Origin of the sequence: Microcoleus sp. AT3-A2 (assembly GCF_036705685.1) — a bacterium.
Classification (GTDB): domain Bacteria; phylum Cyanobacteriota; class Cyanobacteriia; order Cyanobacteriales; family Microcoleaceae; genus Microcoleus.
In genome coordinates this window covers 51,805-73,687 of record NZ_JAUBVF010000014.1, presented here as the reverse complement: position 1 = coordinate 73,687, position 21,883 = coordinate 51,805, and the positions used below count along the sequence as shown (strand labels likewise).

8 protein-coding genes are annotated in these 21,883 nt (G+C 47.1%); 5 read left to right on the top strand and 3 right to left on the bottom strand.

The window, feature by feature from the left end:
* Positions 1-71: 71 nt before the first annotated feature.
* From QUB37_RS11200 to QUB37_RS11190, 3 genes are all read right to left on the bottom strand, one after another.
* Positions 72-7,679: a hypothetical protein gene (locus QUB37_RS11200; protein WP_333161882.1), complete on the bottom strand. Its 7,608-nt coding sequence runs from the start codon at positions 7,677-7,679 to the stop codon at positions 72-74.
* Positions 7,680-8,543: 864 nt separating this feature from the next.
* Positions 8,544-9,053: a hypothetical protein gene (locus QUB37_RS11195; protein ID WP_333161880.1), complete on the bottom strand. Its 510-nt coding sequence runs from the start codon at positions 9,051-9,053 to the stop codon at positions 8,544-8,546.
* Complete coding sequence (locus tag QUB37_RS11190; RefSeq protein ID WP_333161878.1) at positions 9,050-9,604, bottom strand: hypothetical protein; 555 nt, start codon at positions 9,602-9,604, stop codon at positions 9,050-9,052. The genes QUB37_RS11195 and QUB37_RS11190 overlap by 4 nt, the downstream gene beginning before the upstream one ends.
* Positions 9,605-9,795: 191 nt before the next feature.
* Here QUB37_RS11190 and QUB37_RS11185 point away from each other — a divergent pair, with 191 nt between their 5' ends.
* From QUB37_RS11185 to QUB37_RS11165, 5 genes are all read left to right on the top strand, one after another.
* Positions 9,796-10,587, top strand: a complete 792-nt coding sequence (locus tag QUB37_RS11185; RefSeq protein ID WP_333161876.1) for a sigma-70 family RNA polymerase sigma factor — start codon at positions 9,796-9,798, stop codon at positions 10,585-10,587.
* A complete protein-coding gene (locus QUB37_RS11180) occupies positions 10,577-11,734 on the top strand; it encodes a DUF1822 family protein (protein WP_333161875.1) in 1,158 nt (385 codons plus the stop codon). Before QUB37_RS11185 ends, QUB37_RS11180 begins: the two co-directional genes overlap by 11 nt.
* 29 nt (positions 11,735-11,763) lie before the next feature.
* A complete protein-coding gene (locus QUB37_RS11175) occupies positions 11,764-13,632 on the top strand; it encodes a CHAT domain-containing protein (protein WP_333161873.1) in 1,869 nt (622 codons plus the stop codon).
* The gene (locus QUB37_RS11170; protein ID WP_333161871.1) at positions 13,629-14,735 is read left to right on the top strand and encodes a hypothetical protein; all 1,107 of its coding nucleotides are present in this window, start codon (positions 13,629-13,631) and stop codon (positions 14,733-14,735) included. Before QUB37_RS11175 ends, QUB37_RS11170 begins: the two co-directional genes overlap by 4 nt.
* Positions 14,736-15,198: 463 nt before the next feature.
* Complete coding sequence (locus QUB37_RS11165) at positions 15,199-21,825, top strand: CHAT domain-containing protein (RefSeq protein ID WP_445300020.1); 6,627 nt, start codon at positions 15,199-15,201, stop codon at positions 21,823-21,825.
* Positions 21,826-21,883 lie beyond the last annotated feature (58 nt).

The window sequence follows — 21,883 nt, the reverse complement described above, 5'->3', positions numbered from 1 at the left end:
GCAAAAAACCCGGCTTCTTGAAGAAACCAGGTTTTTATCTATTCAATCGCCCTCAAGCAAACCTACAATTACTACAAGGTAGAAGTGCCACTTAAATCGCTACTTGTTGGTAGCTGAATGGGACTAGGATTCGCATTAAGGAAGAGGTCAGATTCATTACCAGAAGGATTAGCATTAGGAGCGATCGCACTACCAACAGTCGTCGCTTGCAAAGGAATAATTGGCTGAGTTTGAGCGTTGGTTAGAGATGTTAACAAGCTGTTAGAGTCGTAGATGAGAATGTCATCATCGATGCCACTAAAGCTATTCAGTGTTGGAATTGAACCGCCATTCAGCAAGATGTCATCGGTGGTAGATGTGCCATCAGTTGCTATTGAAATAGCTGGATTAGTAGCTGTTGTCACCAGTGGCTGGCTGGCACTTTCTAGAGTAGTAATCGTGCTATTTGACTGGTCAATTGATGCAGTAATCGTGCTACTTGACTGGTCAATTAGTGCAGTAATCGTGCTGTTTGGCTGACTAATTGGTTCAGTAATCGTGCTGGACAAGCTAGTATCAGAACCGCTGTCGATCGCACTTAGAACATCGTCACTATCAACAGGTTCGCCGGTTAAAAGATCGGTATCCGAGGGAGTATTGAAAACTCCAGGCAGCGGGGCTCCGGGGGTGATGGAAATAAACCGAGAACTGTCGATCGCACTAAATTGAGTATCTTTCACCCAAGCTAAATGTTCGCCGGTGCCTGCGATGCTAATCAAAGCATCGTTAGTATAATTTTCACCGCCTTGAACGATTTGCAATTGGTCAAAAGTGAGGTCTTGTGTTAGTCCGAAGTAATCGCGATCGACCTGGAAGTAAACAATGTTGTCGAGTCCCGAACTTGGTGCTAGCACAAAGATGTCGGAACTGCTGCCTCCAATCAGCGTATCTAAGCCGTTGCCGCCCTTGAGTAGGTTGTTGCCTTCACCGCCGTAGAGACTGTCATCGCCATCGTTACCGTTAAGGCTATCGTTGCCGCTGCCACCATTTAAGAAGTCGTTGCCATTACCGCCATCGAGGGTGTCATTGCTGCTGCCGCCATCAAGACTGTCATCGCCTTCATTACCCAACAGGTTGTCGCTGCCAGCTTCCCCGGTTAGCAAATCGTTGCCACAACCGCCGTCAAGGGTGTCCTTACCGGCACCTCCCAGCATGGTGTCGTCGTCGCATTCACCGAACATTAAGTCGTCGCCGTTACCACCGCCCATCCAGTCGTTGCCACCACCACCTGTGAGGGTGTCGTCGCCGGAATCGCCTGTGAGGGTGTCATCGCCGGAGTCGCCGAAAACCATGTCGTTACTGGCGCCGCCGTCCATCAAGTCGGTTTCATCGCCACCGTAGAGGGTGTCTTCCCCTACTTCGCCTAGCATCGTGTCTTGCCCCTGACTGCCAAACATCAAGTCGTTGCCGGCGCCTCCGAAGAGTTTGTCGTCGTCGATGCTGCCGTCAATTTTGTCGTTGCCGGCACCTCCTAATAATTGGTCGTTGCCCGTACCGCCGAACAGTTGGTCGTTGCCGGCGCCGCCGTCGATGGTGTCGTAGCCGGAACCGCCGTCGATTTTGTCTTCGCCTGCTTCTCCAAAAATCAGGTCGTTGTCTTCGTCGCCCCAAATGTTGTCGCTGCCGGCGCCGGCAAAAATCGAGTCATCGCCGGCTTTTGCCCAAATGTTGTCGTTGCCATCGCCGCCGAGAATCGAGTCTACGCCGGAACCACCGTCGATGTTGTCGTTTCCGGTTTGTCCGAGGAGGGTGTCGGCTGCATCTCCGCCGTAGATTTGGTCGTTGCCGCGACCACCATCAATGAAATCTTGGTCTTCTCGGCCGTAGAGTTCGTCCTCGCCGTCGTTGCCCCACAGGGTGTCATTTCCGGTACCGGCATCGAGGAAGTCGTTGTCGTCATTGCCTTCGAGGCTGTCGTTGCCGGCTTGACCGAAAATGCGATCGCGCCCTTCTCCCCCTGCTAAAGTATCGTTGTTCGCCCCGCCGTCGATGTAGTCGTCGCCACTGTTGCCGTCGGCGAAGTCATTGCCGTCATTTCCGTAAATGCGATCGCGCCCTGCGCCGCCCGTTAAGCTATCATCGTCTGCGCCACCTTCTAAGTAGTCGTCGCCATTGTTACCGGAGAGGGTATCTTTGCCGATTTGACCAAAAAGTCGATCGGCCCCTTCGCCACCATCAAGGCTGTCATTGCCCGATTCGCCCCACAGTTGGTCGTCTCCGGTTTGTCCCAACAGCGTATCGTCGTTATCTCCGCCCCACAGTTGGTCGTTATCGGCATTGCCTTCTAACAAATCGTTGCCTTGGCGGCCGTATAATTTGTCACGGCCGTCATTGCCGGAGAGTGTGTCGTTTTCGGTGCCGCCATCTACGAAATCGTCGCCTGTTCCGCCAGCTAGGGTATCCTCGCCACCTTCCCCGTAGAGGCTGTCATTATTTTCGCCGCCGTCGAGTTGGTCGTTGCCGAAACCGCCGAACAGGGTATCGCTGCCGGATTCTCCCAGCAAGTTGTCCGCGTCGTCTCCTCCCCAAAGAGTGTCGCTATCGTCGCCACCGAACAGGGTGTCGAGGCCGGATTGACCGTAAATTCGATCGCGCCCTTGATTACCCTGAAGCAAATCATTGCCGGAACCGCCGTCAACAATGTCATCGCCCCGGTTGCCGATAACCGTATCATCACTGACTTGTCCGAACAGACTGTCGTTATTATCACCACCGTCGAGAATGTCGTTACCGTCGCCGCCTTCGAGGGTATCGTTTTCAGTACCGCCGTTGAGGAAGTCGTTGCCGAGTTCCCCAAAAAGTCGGTCTGTTCCTGAGTTGCCTTCCAGGATGTCATCGCCACCGAAGCCGTACAGAGTGTCGCTGTCAGCTTGACCGAGAAGGGTATCGTTACCGTCGCCTGCTAAGAGTGAGTCGTCGCCGAAACCGCCTTGCAATAAGTCGTTGCCAGCTTGACCGAACAAGGTGTCTTTGCCGTCGCCACCGTAGAGGGAATCGTTGCCTTCTGCTGCATCAAGGATGTCATTGCCAGATTCCCCAAACAAGTTGTCATCGCCGGCTTTGGCTGATAAAGTGTCATCGCCTTGACCTCCCCACAGATAGTCATTGCCACTTCCGGCATCTAAAATGTCTTTGCCACTAGCGCCGTAGAGGGAATCGTTGCCTTCGCCAGCATCGAGGATGTCATCGCCGTTTTCGCCGTAGAGGTAGTCGTCGCCAGCTTGGGCTGATAAAGTGTCGTCGTCTTGACCACCCCAGAGGTAATCGTTGCCTGCGCCAGCATTGAGAAAGTCTTTGCCACTATCGCCGTAAAGGGAATCGTTGCCTTCGGCTGCATCGAGACTGTCGTTGCCGCCTTCGCCAAACAGGTAGTCATCGCCAGCTTGGGCTGATAAAGTATCGTCGTCTTGACCACCCCAGAGAAAGTCGTTGCCAACTCCGGCATCAAGAATGTCTTTGCCGTCTCCACCGTAGAGACTGTCGTTGCCTTCTGCTGCGTTGAGTGAGTCGTTGCCACCTTCGCCAAACAAGTTGTCGTCGCCTGCTTTGGCGTATAACGTGTCATCGTCTTGACCACCCCAAAGTTGGTCGTTGCCGATTCCAGCATCGAGAATGTCTTTGCCGTCGCCACCGTAGAGGTTGTCGTTGCCTTCTGCTGCATCGAGGGTGTCGTCGCCCGCTTCGCCAAACAGGTTGTCGTCGCCTTCTTTGCCTAGGAGAATGTCGGCATCGTCGCCGCCGTAAAGTTGGTCGTTGCCGAGGCCGGCATTTAGGGTGTCTTTGCCGGTACCGCCGTAGAGGTAGTCGTTGCCTGTTCCGGCGTCTAGGGTGTCGTCGCCTGCATCGCCTGCGAGAGTGTCGTTGCCGGCTTCGCCGATGAGGGTGTCTTTTTCGTCGCCGCCGGAGAGTTCGTCGTCGCCGATGCCGCCGTAGATTAAGTCGGTGTCTCCTTCTCCGTAGAGTTTGTCGTTTTCGCCTTCGCCGTAGATGATGTCTTTGTCTTCGCCGCCGTACACAAAATCGTCGCCAGCGCCGCCGTAGAGTAAGTCTTTGCCTGTTTCGCCAAAAATGGTGTCGTTGCCGTAGCCAGCGTCTCCGGCAACGGTGTCGTCATCGCTACCGGCGTAGATTAAGTCGTCGGCATCGCCACCTCGGATGTAGTCTTGACCGGCTTCACCGTAAAGAGTGTCTTCGTCTTGGTTGCCGTAGATGCTGTCGCCGCCTTCGCCGCCGTAGATTAGGTCGTTGCCGAATTCGCCGTAGAGTTTGTCGTCGCCACCGAGTCCATCAATGCGATCGTCCCCAGCATCGCCAGTGATAACGTTAACGGTATCGTCGCCGGTAATATCGTCGTTATGAGTAGAACCGGCGACGTTTTCAATGCCGGAAATTTTGTCTTGGTCGCCCCAACCGTCGGTAGCATCGCCTGTTTGTAAATTGACAGTAACGCCGTTGGGGTCGCGGCGGTAGCTGAGAATGTCGATGCCTTCTCCGCCGTAAAATGAGTCATTGCCGGCATTGCCAATTAATAAATCGTTGCCTTCTAATGCCCAAATTCGGTTATCTTTTTCGTTGCCAATTAGGATGTCTTCAAAGCGAGTACCGATGATGTCTTCTAAGTTTCTCAAAGCATCGGTAGTGCCAAAACCGTCTTTACCGGTACCAGCGGCAATTTCAAAATCCCGTTCGAGTTCCGTGTAATATTCGCTGGGATTAACTGCGGTGACGAATTCTTTGAAACGTTGGTTGGTGTTGTTGTCGTAGTCGCTATTTTCGTCAATATTAACGATAACGCCACTGGGAGAATTTATGTAATTAACGAGATCGACTCCTTCTCCCCCATCAATTAAATCATCGCCGATTTCTCCGATTAAGGAGTCATTGCCAGTACCGCCAAATAATTCGTCATTGCCTGCGTTGCCGTTGAGAGTATCATCGCCCGCTTGGCCTAAAAGTACGTCGTCATCGAAGCCGCCAAACAGGGTATCTTTGCCGTCGCCACCATCGATGTAATCTTGGCCTTGACTGCCGAAAAGGTTGTCTTCCCCTGCTTGTCCGTAAATATCATCGTCGTCGGCCCCGCCATCAATGATGTCTTGGCCGTCGCCACCTTCTAGCCAGTCATTATTTTCGTTGCCTTGGATGATGTCGTTGCCAGCTTGTCCGTAAATTCTGTCATCTCCGGTATTGCCGGAAAGCAAGTCTTGGCCGTTGCCACCATCAATGAAGTCATCGTCTGCGTTGCCTTCGATGGTGTCGCTGCCGTCTTGTCCGTAGAGGATGTCGTTGCCTTCGTTGCCTTGGATGAAGTCGCGGCCGCTGCCACCTTCGGCGTAGTCTTCGCCTTCGTTGCCTTGGATGATGTCGTTGCCAGTTTGGCCGTAGAGTTTGTCATCGCCGGTACCTCCAATGAGGATATCGTTGTCGCTACCACCGTCTAGGATGTCGTCGCCTTCTTCACCAAAAAGTTGGTCGTTGCCAGCTTGCCCGTAGAGTAAGTCGGCATTTAATCCACCATAAAGTTGGTCTTTGTCGTCGCCACCATATAAAGTGTCGTTTCCGGCTTCTCCTTTTAGCAAATCATCGCCTTGTTCGCCTCGCAAATCGTCATTTCCTGTGCCACCATTGAGGCTATCTTTGCCAGTTCCGCCGTAAAGAGAATCGTTGTTTTCTTCTCCTTTTAAGTCATCGTCTCCTTCTTCGCCGTAGAGTTTGTCTTCACCATCGCCACCGTACAAGGAATCATTTTCGGTGCCACCGTAGAGGGTGTCGTTGCCATTTTCTCCTCGGAGGTCATCGGCACCTTGTTCGCCGCGAAGTTCGTCTTCGCCATCGCCACCGTAGAGGAAATCATTATCTACACCACCGTAGAGAGTGTCATTGCCGTTTTCTCCTCGGAGGTTATCAGAACCTTGTTCGCCACGCAGTTCGTCTTCACCATCACCGCCGTACAAGGAATCATTTTCGGTGCCTCCGTAGAGAAAGTCGTTGTCATTTTCTCCTCGGAGTTCATCAGAACCTTGTTCGCCACGCAGTTGATCGGAACCATCACCGCCGTAGATGAAGTCATTTTCACTACCACCGTAGATAGTGTCGTTGCCAATTTCTCCGCGAAGTTCATCAGAACCTTGTTCGCCACGCAGTTCGTCTTCGCCTTCACCGCCGTAGATGAAGTCATTTTCACTGCCACCGTAGATAGTGTCGTTGCCAATTTCTCCTCGGAGTTCATCAGAACCTTGTTCGCCACGCAGTTCGTCTTCACCCTCGTCACCGTACAAGGAATCATTTTCCGTACCGCCGTAAAGAAAGTCGTTGCCGTTTTCTCCTCGGATTTCATCGCTACCACCCCAACCACTGAGGCTATCAGGACCAAAACTTCCGTATAAGCTATCTTTACCAGTATGTCCCCAAATAATATCTGCTGCTGGTGTTCCTTGTAGAGATCGGTTAAATTCCAGTAAATTTGTAACAGCAGGAAAATCGCTCTCGCTAGTACCCTCTGGAAAATTATTATCAATGCTAAGACCAACTGCATTTAAAACAGAGACAATCACTGAGTTACTATTTTGCCATGCTTGGTTGCCAGCCAAAAAATTAGAATTGTTGTAATCAAGATTGGCATTGCTAATAGCAAACGCTTGATTTTTCATCACATCCCAAACATCTTTGGCATTTCTCCCACCCAACTCAACTTTCTTGTTTGATACATAATTATTATCCCGTTTATCTTTTGAGGCAATTAGTTCGATATCGGCCTGAATTTCTATCGCTCCAAAAGTGCCTGGACCTTGAGGACCACCACGAATTACATATTCTTTACCATCATCTTTTTTGATAACAAGATAAAGATGTTGTTTACCGATAGGTATACCTAACCCCGGTATTGTTACTTTTTTTGATTCTACATATATAGCGTTTTGGTCATTATTAGGATGGGTATTATAAGTGGGAGTAGGCGATGATATTAGAGTTACATCAGGAATTATAATAATCGAATTCTGTTCCACTATAGCTAAATCATTACCCAAATTCAAAACAAAAGAATCATCCTCTCTTTGCAAGCGCTTGACTTCGCCATCACTCAAGCCTAAATTACGAGCAACGTATGAAAATAACTCCCCTTCATCTCCCGGAGTATCAGAAGTGTTAATACTCCAATCCACAGAATGACCAATTTCTTCCAATAAAACACTGGTAATCCCTTGAAGATTATCAGTATTTTGGGTCAAAAACTCTTCAGAAACATAAATGGTATTATTTGAACCCGCATAAGCAGCATTAGCCCCTTGGAGTTCAGAACCACTGCGAATTTCGATCGCAGGCAAAGATGCAAAATCGCTATTAATCCACTGCTGGCGGATTTCTTCTAACTTACCAGCATCAAAATTTGTGCCGAAAATACTTTGAACTTTGGCAACAAAATCATCACCATTGGCAAAATTATTCAAAATGCTGTAAACATCTTGCAAAGAAGTTTCGATCGCAGAATTGAATGAGTTGTTAGAAGTAGCCATGATTTTTGTCCTCGCGTGGTAGATACAATGTGTTCTGAAAATTGACAAAGCGACTCTATCGACAAGCCCGATCGCACTTCTGTACTTCTGCACTTCTGCACTCTCTAGCTGTCGTATATCCGTCATTTACCCAAACTGAAGTCTCGCGAAGCGCGATCGCACTTCAACTCTGTTGTCGCAATTACCCGTTCAAATGAACTCAATAAATGCAACCGTGGAAATAGACTAAACCAACATCGGAAGAAGCCCTTTCCAATATCCGTTGGGATGTTGGTTCGGATTTCGATCGGGAAGTTACGGGCGATCGCACTTTTGAATAACTCTCAACAAGTGCGATGAACTTCGTAATTTCCCTTACATTTACTTATCAGGGTGAACTCAGTGGTTTTATGCAAAACTCTCAAGTTTTTTTTGTAAAGTTTTGCAAACACTGGTGAAAGTACGGAACAACGAGTGTTTTTGGGATTTCAGGGCGATCGAATCACGCGCTTTCCCACAATCCGGCGGGGAATTCATTCCCCGCCTCATAGCCAAAGTCCTCTCAAAGAGGACTGGTAAATTCTTCAGTCGTCTTCAGACGACTTTCGCTTTGAGGCAGGGGTTTCAACCCTTGCCGGAGTTCGGGATTGCGAGATAGCCGGATTGCGCGATCGATCTGGTTGTTAGCGCCAAAGATCGATCGCCCCTAAAGCCTTTTTGTTGTTCCTATTTACTTATCAGGGTGAGCTCAGTAGTTTTATGCAAAACTCTCAAGTTTTTTTGTCGAGTTTGGCAAACACTGGGTGAAAGTACGGAACGACGGGTGTTTTCGGGACTTAAGGGCGATCGGTCTTTTAAGTCGTTTTTATCTTTAGGGTGCGTCAGCTACGATTATTTTCGCTTTCTATCAAAAATCTTATCCTTGAGACACCTTGCCAACCAACGGTGCGTCAGAACTCGACTTTTTGTGGTGATCGACAATCTCGCAACTGACGCACCCTACCACTTGCTTTACGGAGGAAATGGAGCTGATTTAGGATGAGTCCCAGCGTAGTAAACAAGCACTTTGCGTTGGTCTTCATCCGGTACATAAAATACTCGGTCTGAGCTGGTTACTTCATACTCCCATGCACCTTTGTAGAGTTTACCTTTTAAGGGAAAAACTCTCTTTGGTTTTCTCACCATTGGCGCATTACATAAATCCTGATAGCACCGACGAGTATTCTCCGGAGCGCGTAACATTAAGGCTTCCCAATCCCGGTTAACCCGTCGGTTTTTCGCTACTACTAACCAGGGCGATGCAGGTACTTGCGCGATAAGTTTGATTTCGTTTTCTTTAGCAGATGGCTTTGTTCGCGGTGCTGTCAGCGGTTCTTCAGGAGGCTCTACCAACTCTGAAAGCACAGGCGCTGGTGCGGTAATTTCGGCTTCCGCTTCAAGAGTTGCGGGTGATGGTGTCGGCTGTTCTTCAGGAGACACCGGGCTTGCCGAATCGTCTGGAATTGGTTCAGAGTGCGTCATACCGAAGCCGATTCGGTAGTGTTTTCTGCGGTCGGTTTTGTCAGTAACACTTCTTCAATTTCATCGCTGAAAGCTGCTGCGAGTTCAGGACTAGAAATTGCGATCGCGCTTTTATGCCATTCATAAATCGTTGCCTCAATCCGATCCCAAGCCGCAGGTTCCGACTCCACAACACGGTAATCTTTCTCCATTTCTGCGATCAGTTCACTGAGTTCATCCTTGTCAAATTCTTTTAGCCACCCATAGGGATGTTCTGAACCAATCTGTTCTCCCAGACGCAACCGATAAGCAGCGGCTGTCACCTCAAAGACTTTCAGGGAAAGGGCGGCGGCTTTTACCAACAGCGCCATATCGTCGCGGCGCAGCAAAGCAAAATGCTGGTCGTTACGAGTGATGGTGATAGGATGATCCATCGCCAAATCCAGCACTCTACCTGGTTGCCGGTTCAATTCGGTGGCGGTAATTAATTCATCGCCGTACACCAGGCGCGAAGATTGACTCAGCATAGCTTTTTCACCTCTATCAACATCGGAACGCTTTTCAAGGGGCATACGTATTATTATACGTACTTATCAAGTTTTTTCACTTTTTACAAAGCTTAACATCCTCTTCGTCCGCTCAAATTGACCGCACAGCAAGACTTTCAACCATTTGCTCAAAAAAACTTTCAGAATTTCGCATAAAACTACTGAACTCACCCTGATAAATAAATGTAGGAACAAAGTTGCGGCCGCACTGAACTATGACTGATAAATCCAACCCCTCCGAGGGGGAAGACCACTTATCTGACGAAACCGATGCTGTTGGGTGCTCAGTAAAATCGGAAAAGTTCGATCGAGGTCCGGCACACCCGCAAATCGTCGAACTCGTCACCAAAGCTTGCCAGCAGCCCCCCGGCAGTATGAGGCGAGGTCATTTCTTGAATCAACTAATTCGAGAGATTCTCAAATCCGGCAAACTCTGGAAACCAAAAACACCTTACTATGAAGAGGCATTGCAAGAAACCTGGATCTATCTCAATCGAAATTTATGTGAAGCTACCACAGCAAAACGACCTTACGATCCCGAAGAAAGCCTAATTACGACTTGGTTAAATAGCTATCTCGAAATGCGGCTATTTGATTGTCGTCGGGCCCCCATAAAAGAAACTGACACACCAAACCGCCGTCGAATAGCGTTCTCAGAAGGAAAACAAGACGAAGAAACTATCAATCCCATTGACTATCTCGCCGCCGATCCTGATGTAACTTTCTATTTGGACGAAGTTCTCGCATGGATAGAAACAGATCCAAATAACGAGTTAAAAAGTAAACACGTTAGAGGCAAGCCCCAGATAAATTGCCAAGTTTTATTGCAGCGCAAGTGTTTGTACGGTCAAAGTCTTCAAGAACTCGCCAAAGAGTTTGGCTGCGCGCATTCTACTTTATATCAATTGTTCAACAATGACTGTCGTCATCTGCTGCAAAAATTTTGCGAAGACCAAGGATATCAAACTTTAAATATACCAGGAGTGTACCAGAACAATGAACCATAACAACCTTTGGGAAATCGAATCTTTGCCGATGCCAATTACTCAGAAGGCACTGCAACTTGCTCAGCAGTTTGCCACCCAACAGCGCCACCCGCAAAGGCACGAGCAAGTTTATCTCAATACTTTGGCAGTGCTGGCAGTTCGCGATTATCTAAAAATTATCGATATTGAAACTGATTTGACTCAATGCGATAGCTGGAATCCCGTAATTCGCCTGTTTGCAGATGCAGCAGATTTGTATGTTAAAGGATTGGGAAAAATCGAATGCCGTCCGATTAACAATCGGCCTCAAAATCAAGAAAATGACCATAATTCATCTGCACATCCGCCTGAGATTTGCCCGGTGCCGGTGGAAGCAAGGGCAGAACGCATCGGCTATATTGCAGTAGAAATTGATGAGGAGGAAAAGGAAGCGAGATTGCTTGGTTTTTCTCCAACTGCGGAGGAGGGAGAATTATTATTAAGTAAGTTGCATTCGCTGGATGATTTCTTAGAGCATCTAGAACATTTGTTTGACTCTAAAATTAACCTGCGTCAGTGGTTGGTAAATGTATTTACTTCTGACTGGCAGCCTTTTGAAGCGGTATTTAACCCGCAGCCACAAAGTTCGACCCTGGAGATTAAAAATCCGGTTCCATCAAATTTTAGAAATTGGCTTAAGGATGTTGTTGAAACAGGCTGGCATAAAATTGAACAAGGTAAGGAAAATTTAGAAAATCTGATTTTTCCTGACAAAAACCCCAGTTTTGCGTTGCGAGGAGGTGGTCATTCGAGAGCCGAGTCTCGCTCGCAGAGCCGTCAAAGCAATATCAATAGGTTTCCTGAAGCTGATGTCACGCGGGCAAAGTTGATTGACTTGGGGATGCGTTTGGGAAGGACGAGTGTTGCTTTGTTGGTTGCTATTACCGAAGAGGACGATCGACGAATCAAAGTTCGCATTCAGTTGCATCCCGTCGTTGGTCAAAAGTTTCTGCCGCCAGAACTCAAATTAGCGCTGGTATCGGATACTGGGGAAACTTTACAGCAGGCAGAATCAACCGCCCAAAGTAGTTTGATCCAAATGAAGGATTTTAAAGTTTTACCACAAACTAACTTTAGTGTCAAAGTGGCGATCGACAATTTGAGCATACAGGAAAATTTTGTTGTATAATCTCAATCAACTGTACTCATTGCTAATTTATGCTCAGGGTAGTTAACTTAGATTTTGGATTGGGAAACTTAATCGAAGGATTTCCCTATGTCACAGCCAGGTTAGATATTCAAAAATCAAACAGGAAATTTCAAAGTAGCTTAGGGCCGGCTCCTAGAGTTAAAGAGCTTTATGAAAAACGGAAATTTCTTTATGAGACGCTTTACTCTGGTAGAGCAGAACCTCGCATCGAAATTCTTGAATCCGGCGTCAACAATTTCTCAGATGCCACTCTAGCCGATATCGATCGAGGTTTAAAAGAAAATATTAATCAGTGGCTCAGGAGTAGCGAATTTTTTAATAAAATAGAGAAAGCGCTCCGAACAGAATTACATCCCTCCGATCAGATTCAGATATTTATTGAAAGCGATAATCTTGATATATTGCTGCTGCCTTGGGAGTCGTGGCACTTCTACGAAGATTTCCCTTACTGTGAAATAATTGGGAGTACATTAGAATATCCAAATGCAGCTCCTAAAGCGGTCACAGGAGGATTACTCAGAATATCTCAACTCAGAATTTTAGGTGTTTTGGGAAATAGTAGGGGTATCAATGTTAAAAAAGATGAAAAACAACTTAGACGGCAACTGGGCGATCGCTGCTATATCAAATTTCTTGACGAGCCGGAACCAGAAGAATTAAATAACAAGCTTGTAGATGAAAAAGGCTGGCAAATTTTATTTTTTGCAGGACACAGTGACAGCGATGATAATGCGAAAAATGGGTTTCTGCATATCAATCAAAAACCTTACAATAATACTATCACAATAGCAGACTTAAAAGAAGGTTTGAAAAAAGCTATTGACCGAGGATTGCAGTTGTTAATTTTTAATTCTTGTAAGAGTTTAGCATTAGTACGGGATTTAGCGGCTGAAGGTATTTCTTTGCCGCCAATGATTGTGATGCGAGAGCCAGTACCAGACAAAGTAGCTCATGAGTTTTTAAAGTTTTTTTTGAAATATTTGATTGAGGGAGAGATATTGTTTGTCGCAGTGCGTAAAGCTAAGGATGAACTGAAAAGGTTTGAGAAATCTTCGGGATTCCCGGCTGGTGCGAGTGGGATTCCGATGCTTTGTCAGCATCCAAATTTTGAAGCATTTACTGTGCTGGAATTAGAGCGCGATCGCCCTGTGGTTCCTGCAGGAGATGTTTTGGGTGATACTGCGATCGCGCGCCTAAATAGCGATATCTCTATTATGAGATCTAATTTGATGCGACGCCTGGGAATCGGTTTAGCTACTACCGCTAGCAGTTATATGTTAATCGGTCCAATTCTTGCCCCAGTTGCCAATCAACTTGGTATAAGAAACCACCGTTTGAATAAACCTTTAATAGCTAAATCATACTACAGTTTAGCAACTTTAATAAACCTCAATTATGCACAGCCTTACTATAATTTATCTATATTGTGCGACCAATTGAATGAGGATGAATGTGCGTCTAACGCAATGCAAAACGCAGTATGGCGGGGGCTTCCTGATGCTTATGCTCAAAGATCGCGATCGCTACTGCTCGATAATAAACACGAAGAAGCTTTAAAAGCGATCGCCCTTTGTTTGGCAAACACTCAACACGACGGAGTAAAAGCCGCTTGTTTAAAAAATCGGGGTTGGGCGCGGTTTAAACAAAAGCAATATGACGCTGCTGAAGCAGATTTAAGAATAGCAATAGGATTCAGAGGCGATAGCCCTGAAGCTCAATGCCTTTTAGCACAGGTTCTCGAAATCAAAGGTAAGCCGCAAGCAGCCTTAGAAGCCTGGAATCAGGCGCTTAAATATTCAGATTACCGCGTGCCGAAACAAGATGAATGTATCCAGATTGCCCAGCAACGTTTACAAGCAAAAGGAAATATCAAGTGAAAATCAGGATTGCAGTTTTTATAGCTTTAAGCTCGATCGCAACTACCGCACTAGCAGCCAGTAACAGAATCTCCAACGGACTGATTATCCATACTAGCGGAGAAGTTGCGATCGAGCGCCAAAACGGTCGAATTGTCCGCCCTACCAGCGGTACGCCGATTTATCCGGGAGACAAATTGCGAACAGCACAAAATGCACAACTGACGATCCAATGTGCAGATTTGGGAATTAAGTCGATCGCACCGGGTGAAAACCAATTGAATAGCTGTTTGTTAGCCAAACAAGAGTCGAAATCTGATTGCAGCCGCGACTTGATTAAATGTCCCGATCGCGGCGATGATAAAATTGCTTGGAATAGCGCGCCAATTCCTTATATTATCAGTCCGCAGCGGACACAATTGCTCGACAGCAAGCCTATTTTGCGGTGGAATCCGGTTGCTGGTGCTACTAGCTATAAGTTGAGTCTCCGCGAAAATGGAGCGAAATTAAACTGGGAAATGACTGTTAGCGGTACTGAGGCTGTGTATCCGGGGGAACCGGCGCTGAAACCGGGTGTTAGGTACCGATTGATTGTCGAGGCGAATACAGGTGCTTCTTCAGAAAGTGCCGTGGGAGAAGGAGATACAGAGTTTGGGTTGCTGGATGAGAAGCAAGTTGAGGCCGTTAAGGATGCAGTTGGGGCGATCGACAAACAAGTACCTAACGAAAACGCCAAAAAATTAGCAATTTCCAGCGTTTATCTTAACACAAACTTGATTGCCGAAGCAAGAGAAATTTTAGAAAATTTACAAGAAACAGGCGTGGAAACACCGCCCATTTATCGCACGTTGGGCGATCTATATCTGGAAAAGCTACAACTGGTTCCCCAGGCTAAAGTCTACTATTCCAAGGTGATTAATACGGCGAACCCTGACGATATTGAGGAGTTGACAGCCGCTCGATACGGATTGGGGCAAGTTCATTCAGCGATGAGAAATAATCTGGAAGCTATGAAATATTTGCGAATGGCAAAAGATGGATATACAACTTTGGGAGATTTGCCCATGGTGGAAAAGATTGATAAACAATTGCGAGATTTGCAAAGGAGGGAAGACAGGAAATAGTAACGGGCTGTGACGTTAATTCCGGCAGGAATTGTGACGTTAATTCCGGCAGGGAATGAATTCCCTGCCTCAAAGCAAAAGTCCACTAAAGTGGACTGATATCAAACTTTTTTCTACAGTCCTCTTCAAAGGACTTTCGCTATTAGCCAGGGGTTGAAACCCCTGGCGGAATCGCGGGATGTGACGTTAATTCCGGCAGGGAATTCATTCCCTGCCTCAAAGCAAAAGTCCACTGAAGTGGACTGACATTAAACTTTTTCTACAGTCCTCTTCAGAGGACTTTCGCTATTAGCCAGGGAATGAATTCCCTGGCGGATTGACGGACTTTGGGACTGTCAGAGGGCGCTGGCGGACTTTCGCAATTATCAGAGTGTACGAGATATCATCTACTAACAAAACCATGAAATCAACACACAAAAAACCCCGCTTTTTCCTAACATTCCTCTCCTTCACCACCTTAGCAATGTGGGAAATAGGACTTTTCGCCCCATCCCAAACAGCCATAGCCCAAATTACCCCCGCAACCGACGGCACGAATACTCAAATTACTCCCAGCGGCAACCAATTTAACATCAACGGCGGTCAACAATCTGGCGACGGTGCAAATCTCTTTCACAGTTTCCAAGAATTTGGTTTAACTCAAGGACAAACTGCCAATTTTATATCAAATCCCAATATTCGCAATATTTTAGGGCGAGTTGTCGGCGGCGATGCTTCGCTGATTAACGGATTAATTCAAATAACGGGCGGCAATTCCAATTTATTTTTAATGAATCCGGCGGGGATTGTTTTCGGCACAAATGCCAGTTTGAATGTGCCTGCTGCTTTCACCTCGACTACTGCGACGGGCATCGGTTTTAGCAATAACTGGTTTAGTGCGAATGGTACAAACAATTATACTCAATTAGTCGGAAATCCTAATAGTTTTGCTTTTACAAATACACAGCCGGGGGGAATTATCAATTTAGGCAATTTGGCAGTGGGACAAGGGCAAAATTTAACTTTATTGGGCGGCACGGTTTTGAGTACGGGACAACTTTCTGCACCGGGAGGAAATATTACTGTTGCGGCTGTACCGGGCGAGAGTTTAGTCAGAATTAGTCAACCGGGAAATCTGTTGAGTTTGGAGATTCAGCCGCAATCTGTAGCCGGGAGTTTGCCTCAAAATTGGGTGTTGCCAGTTGCATCTTTGCCGCAGTTGTTGACTGGTGGCGGGGGAAGTGCCACGGGGGTGACAGTCAACGCTGGAGGGCAAATAGAATTAACGGGTGGTTTGCAGGTAGAGAATGGAGATGTCGCTGCTAAAGAAGTAAGTGCGGAGACTGCAACGCTGTCAGCTAATCGCAATTTGACATTAGTTGAAAGTCAGTTGCGTACAACTGGCGATTTAAATTTGTTGGCTGACGATACAGTGCGGGTGCGCGATAGTGTGGCAAATCCGTTTGTGGCTAATGCTGGCGGAAATCTCTACATTCAGGGAAATCAAAGTATCGATATTTTGGCGCTGAATCATCTTTCGCAAACGCCGTTTGTCAGCGGCGGAAATTTGACTTTAGTGAGTGATGGCATTATATCTACAGATTCTCACTTTAGGAGCGGAAATAACACATCGATTGTTGATTTATCCGGGAAACCTGCGAATTTTATTAGTCTGTACGATCCTCCATTTATACAAGATGGTGATTATATTTCTGGGGGTTACACGGGTGCATCTATCAAGGTAGATACGACTTCTGGTACAGGAAATATTACTTTTAATGGAGATATCGTAATTACGAGTCCAGATGCAACTTATGCTGGTGCTACTACGGGTGATGAATTTATCTTGGGAAGTTCGCGATCGGTAATTTTGCGATCGGGCGGTGACATTCAAGTAGTAGGAAAAATTGATACGTTTCCCGATCCTAATTTGTTCCCAAGAACTGGTCAAACTGGCCCTATAACTTTGCAAGCGGCAGGCAGCATTCAAACAGGAAACATTAACGCAGATAATTTTGGAGGCGATGCTGGTTCTATATCTTTGACTGCAGGAGGAAATATTTCAACAGGAGCACTTCGGGCTATAGCCACCGCTGTGAATGGCAAGGGCGGTGATATTACTGTTAATGCTGGTGGTAGCTTTACTATTAGAGAAAGTATAGCTTCTTTCGCGTCAAGTGGAGCGGGTGATATTACTCTCAAAGCAAAAAACGATATCACTTTAGACTGTACCTCCCCTAGTTTTTGCATAGAGAGTTTTGCAGGAGGAGTTCCTAATACAGTACCTACTGGCAGTAGTGGTAATGTTACAATCATCAGCGAACAGGGATCTATTATTTTTCCTCCAAGCGGAGTACATATAACCACTGGAAATAGCGGTTTATCCAGCTTTCCTGGTTCTGTAACTTTACAGGCAAATGGTAACGTTAACGTAAGTTATATAGGTGCAGAGAGTATAGGTGAATCTACAGCAGATGGTGCAGATATTAATATTACAAGCGTAAATGGCAATATCCAGCTTGGCGATCTCAATAATTCTTCAGACAGCGGTAAAAAGGGCGGCAATATTACTATCTCTACCAGTGGAAATATTATAACAGGTAACGTATTAAACTATGGTAAATTGCAAGGCGGGATTGTTAATTTTACTAGCACAAATGGCAGCATCACTACAGGGAAAGTAAATGCAACCAGCTCTCAGGATTCAGGAAATGCTACGATTTTTCTACCGGAAAATGGTGGGTCAATTACTTTGAGTGCCGATCGCAATATTACGACTGGCAATCTCAATGTAACGGCGAATCAAAACGGCGGCCCGATCGCACTTACGAGCACTGCCGGTTCCATAAATACCGGAACGATGGATGTCACGGGCGATCGCGCTGCTGGAAATATCACTCTTCAAGCCAGCACCGGCATCACAACACCGACAACAGGAACCGCGATCGCAGGTGATTCTGCTAAGGGCAATGGCAGCAATGTTACTTTATCTACTGCCAGCGGTGACATTAATATAGGCGATGTATTAGTATCGGGAATCCAGGGCGGAAATCTAAAGTTTACTAACAGCAACGGCAATATTACTACAGGTCAGCTATTGACAAGTTATGACGGTTCATCTCCCGATCTTAAAACTAACACAGGCGGCAATGTTAATCTAAATGCTGGGGGAAATATTACTACCAGCGACATCCGGGCGATCGGCAATCAAGACGGCGGCTCAATCACGTTTAAAAGCGGCGGGGCGATCGACACTACCGCCGGAATCATCAATGCGATCGGGGGCAACAACGGCGGCAATATTTCCCTCGAAGCTGGAACCAACATCAGTACGGCAGGAATTGGTAGCGCTTTATTATTAAGTGGGTTCAACGCCAATAGCGGCAATCTTCGCATTCAAAGCGGCGGTAATATCGACACAACAGCAGGCCCAATTATTACCGCTGCGGCAAATGGCAAGGGCGGAGATATCACCATAATTGCTGGCGGAACAGTTTCGACATCTGATATTAATTCCCGCACTTTCGCTCCTAGTATTACTGTGACTGGTGGCAATATTGATGTTAAGGCAAATGACTCTATTACTGCCAGTGGCCAGATCGAAACCAACCGCAATAACATTACTTTTAACGCTCCGGTAACATTAGGTGACAACCTGTCGGTCAAAATCTTAGATACTGGCGATATTACTTTTAAGTCTACTGTTGACGGGCCTTACAGTCTGACTGTTCAACCCCAGGCGGGAAGTGTGGATTTTGGTAAAGATGTTGGCAAAGCGACTGCCCTCAACAGCATCAATATTGAAGATGATATCACCAAAAATTCCGGTGCAATTAACATTATTACTACGAATAATATTACCGCCCAAAATATTAAGTCACCCGCCGGAATTTCTTTGTTTAGTGAGAACGGAGAAATCACCACAGGTAATCTCGATGCGACTTCCCCTAACACTGGCGGTAATATTGCTTTGAGCGCTGGAACTAATATTGCTGCGGGCGATATCAATACCTCGTCTGCTGGTAATGGTGGCAGTATCTTGCTCGACGCTACCGGAAGTATTACTGTTGGTGAAATTGACTCTTCGGCGCAGGGGAATGCAGGGAATGTCACGGCTTATAACCGCAGTGCTGCGGGCAATATTACGGTGAGTCAAATTAACGCTCAAAGTAGTCTCGGCAAGGGTACGGGAGGCAATGTCGAGATTCGGATGGGAAGGTTTTTTCGATCGCTCAATTCCTTCACAGACAGCAACGGCATCAATGCTAGCATTTCTACCGCTGGAAGTCCTGGAGATAGCAGCGGCGGTACTATAATTATCCGCCACGGAGGCGCAGGATTAACGCCGTTTATTGTCGGTGATTCTGCCACCAATGGAACGGCGGGTGCAATTACTAGGGGAAATTCTGATCCTATTCAAACAATTTTGCCGTATATTGCCTATCCTTATACTCACAAACAGGATGGCGATCGCATTCAAATTATTTCCGTACCGCCGCCAATAGTTGCACCGACACCCGCAGCTACTCCAACACCGGCACCCACACCAGCAGCTACTCCCACGCCTGCACCGACACTCGCAGCTACTCCCACGCCTGCACCGACACTCGCAGCTACTCCCACGCCCGCACCGACACTCGCAGCTACTCCAGCGCCCGCACCCACAGCCGCAGCTACTCCAGCGCCTGCACCCACAGCCGCAGCTACTCCAGCGCCCGCAGGCACGCCCTCCCCGCAAATCCAACCGCGTTTACCCCTCGCACCTTCGGCAACACCGGAAAGCTCGATCGCACCATCCCCAACACCCGAAAGCTCGATCGCACTTTTCCCAATTCCCCAAATATTTATCCCACCTTCGGCAACACCCCAAACTTCGATCGCACCTTCGGCAACACCCGATCCGATACCTGGTTTTCCCCTCAACATCCAACTACCTGAATTGCCCGATTCATTCGTACTGCCACCCCGCGCGCGCCCCACACAGCCCTCAACACCCACAACCCCAAACGCTGCTGCCCGCATAGCTTCGAGGCCTACCCTTCCCTCTGTTTCCCAAATCAACTCCTCCCTCGGCACTCAACCTGCGATCGCCCCCCAACCTTCAAACGCACCAAATCCCGCGCCCGCAGCCCCTATTGCCTCTGTAACCCAGCCTGTAACTCAGATTCAGCTAGCACCTGCAAGCTCGATCGTACCCGCGCCTGCAAGTGCGATCGTACCTGTGCCTGCAAGTGCGATCGTACCCGCGCCCGCTGTCAGCCAAAGCCAAACTCCCCAACAGGATTTAGCTTTTTTAATTGGCGATTTATTGGGTGCTGAAACTTCTATTAGCCAAAATGCTGAAACGGGAAATACCGAATTAGATTGGCAGCGTAACAATGAAACAATTATCTCCCTAGAACTTCCTTACACCCCGTCAGTTAACACCATTGCCGGAGCCGAAGCTAATAACCCGATTTCCACACAGACATCTACTGACAATTTAACTGTTTCAGTCGCAGAAACTCCGCCGGAAATAATCGAGCAAACTCCTAGTTTACCGATTGCTAATTCTGAACCATTTGATTTCAATATTTCTGATGTTTGGGAGAGAATAGCTGCAATAAATACAGCGCCAGTTCAAGATTCACCGACTATTACTCCAGCGCCCGCACCAATTCCCGCACCAACTCCAATTCCCGCACCAACTCCAGCCCCCGCAACAATTCCCGCACCCGCACCAACTCCAACACCCGCACCAACTCCAGCGCCCGTAACAACTCCGATCGCAGAAAATCCCTTACCTGCAGATATCCCAAATCTCTTTCCCTCACAAATTAGCAGGTCGCTCGTCGAACAAACTTTAGAACAAGGCAATGCTAATGATGCTATTGCTCTAATTGACCAACTCTTTGAGCAAGACTACGAAAATTATTATGGGGAAAACTTTACAGATAAAAAAATTAACGTTCAATATCTGAGAGAAACTCTGAAAACAATTAAGGAAGAAACCGGGAAGCAAGCTGTAATTGTTTACGCTGTGGCAGGAATCAGAGACTTGTGGCTAATTTTAGTAGTTCCAGATGGCCCTCCAATTATCAAAAAAGTCGCGATCACCACAATAATAGAATTAAAGAAAACTGTGAAATATTTGCAGGAATATTTAGGGAATCCTTTGGATTCGCAAGATACAAGATATTTGCCAAGCGCCCAGGAACTTTACAAATGGTTAGTTGCACCGATTTCTCAAAATTTAGAATCATTAAATATCGACACGCTCATTTTTGCATTTGATGCCGGTTTGCGCCAATTGCCCATAGCAGCTTTGCACGATGGCAACCAATTTTTAATAGAAAAATACAGTCTAGGTTCAATTCCCAGCATCAGCTTGACTAACACCAATTATCAAAGTTTGCTGAATGCCGAAGTTTTAGCAATGGGTGCTTCAGAGTTTCCACACACCAAGAAAGAACGTTTGGCTGCGGTGCCGATCGAATTATCTGCGATCGCCGGGAGGAGAACAGAAACGCAAAATCCAGCAGCATTTCCCTTGTGGCAAGGCCGCTCTTTTCTCAATCAAGAATTTACCCTGCAAAACCTGAGAAAACAGCGAGAACAACAGGCATTTGAAATCGTTCACTTAGCTACTCACGCCAGTTTTCCTCAAGGCGAAAACGGACGCAAGGAAGCTGAGATTCATTTGTGGGATCGCTCTTTGGCGCTGGATGAATTTAGATCGGCGAAGTGGTACCATCGCCAACAAGTCGAGTTATTAGTGCTGAGTGGGTGCGAAACTGCGATCGGGGACAATACAGCAGAAATGGGATTTGCTGGACTGGCTGTCCGCAGCGGTGTAAAATCAGCTTTGGCGAGTTTGTGGAAAGTTAATGATATCGGCACTTTGGCGTTGATGACCGAGTTTTATGGCAATTTGCGAGCGGAAAACATTAAAGCTGAAGCCCTCAGAAAAGCTCAACTGGCAATGATCCACAAACAAATTGTAGTAAAAGACGGTCAATTGCGGGGAACTCAAGGCGCGATCGACATTAATCAAGCCACACAAGTAGCAAATGCAGATTTCTCTCACCCGACGTTTTGGGCCGGATTCACAATAATTGGCAGTCCTTGGTAAATTAATTGGAGATTTGATATTCACCAGTGGTAAGGTGTAAGGCTAGACGCACCCCACA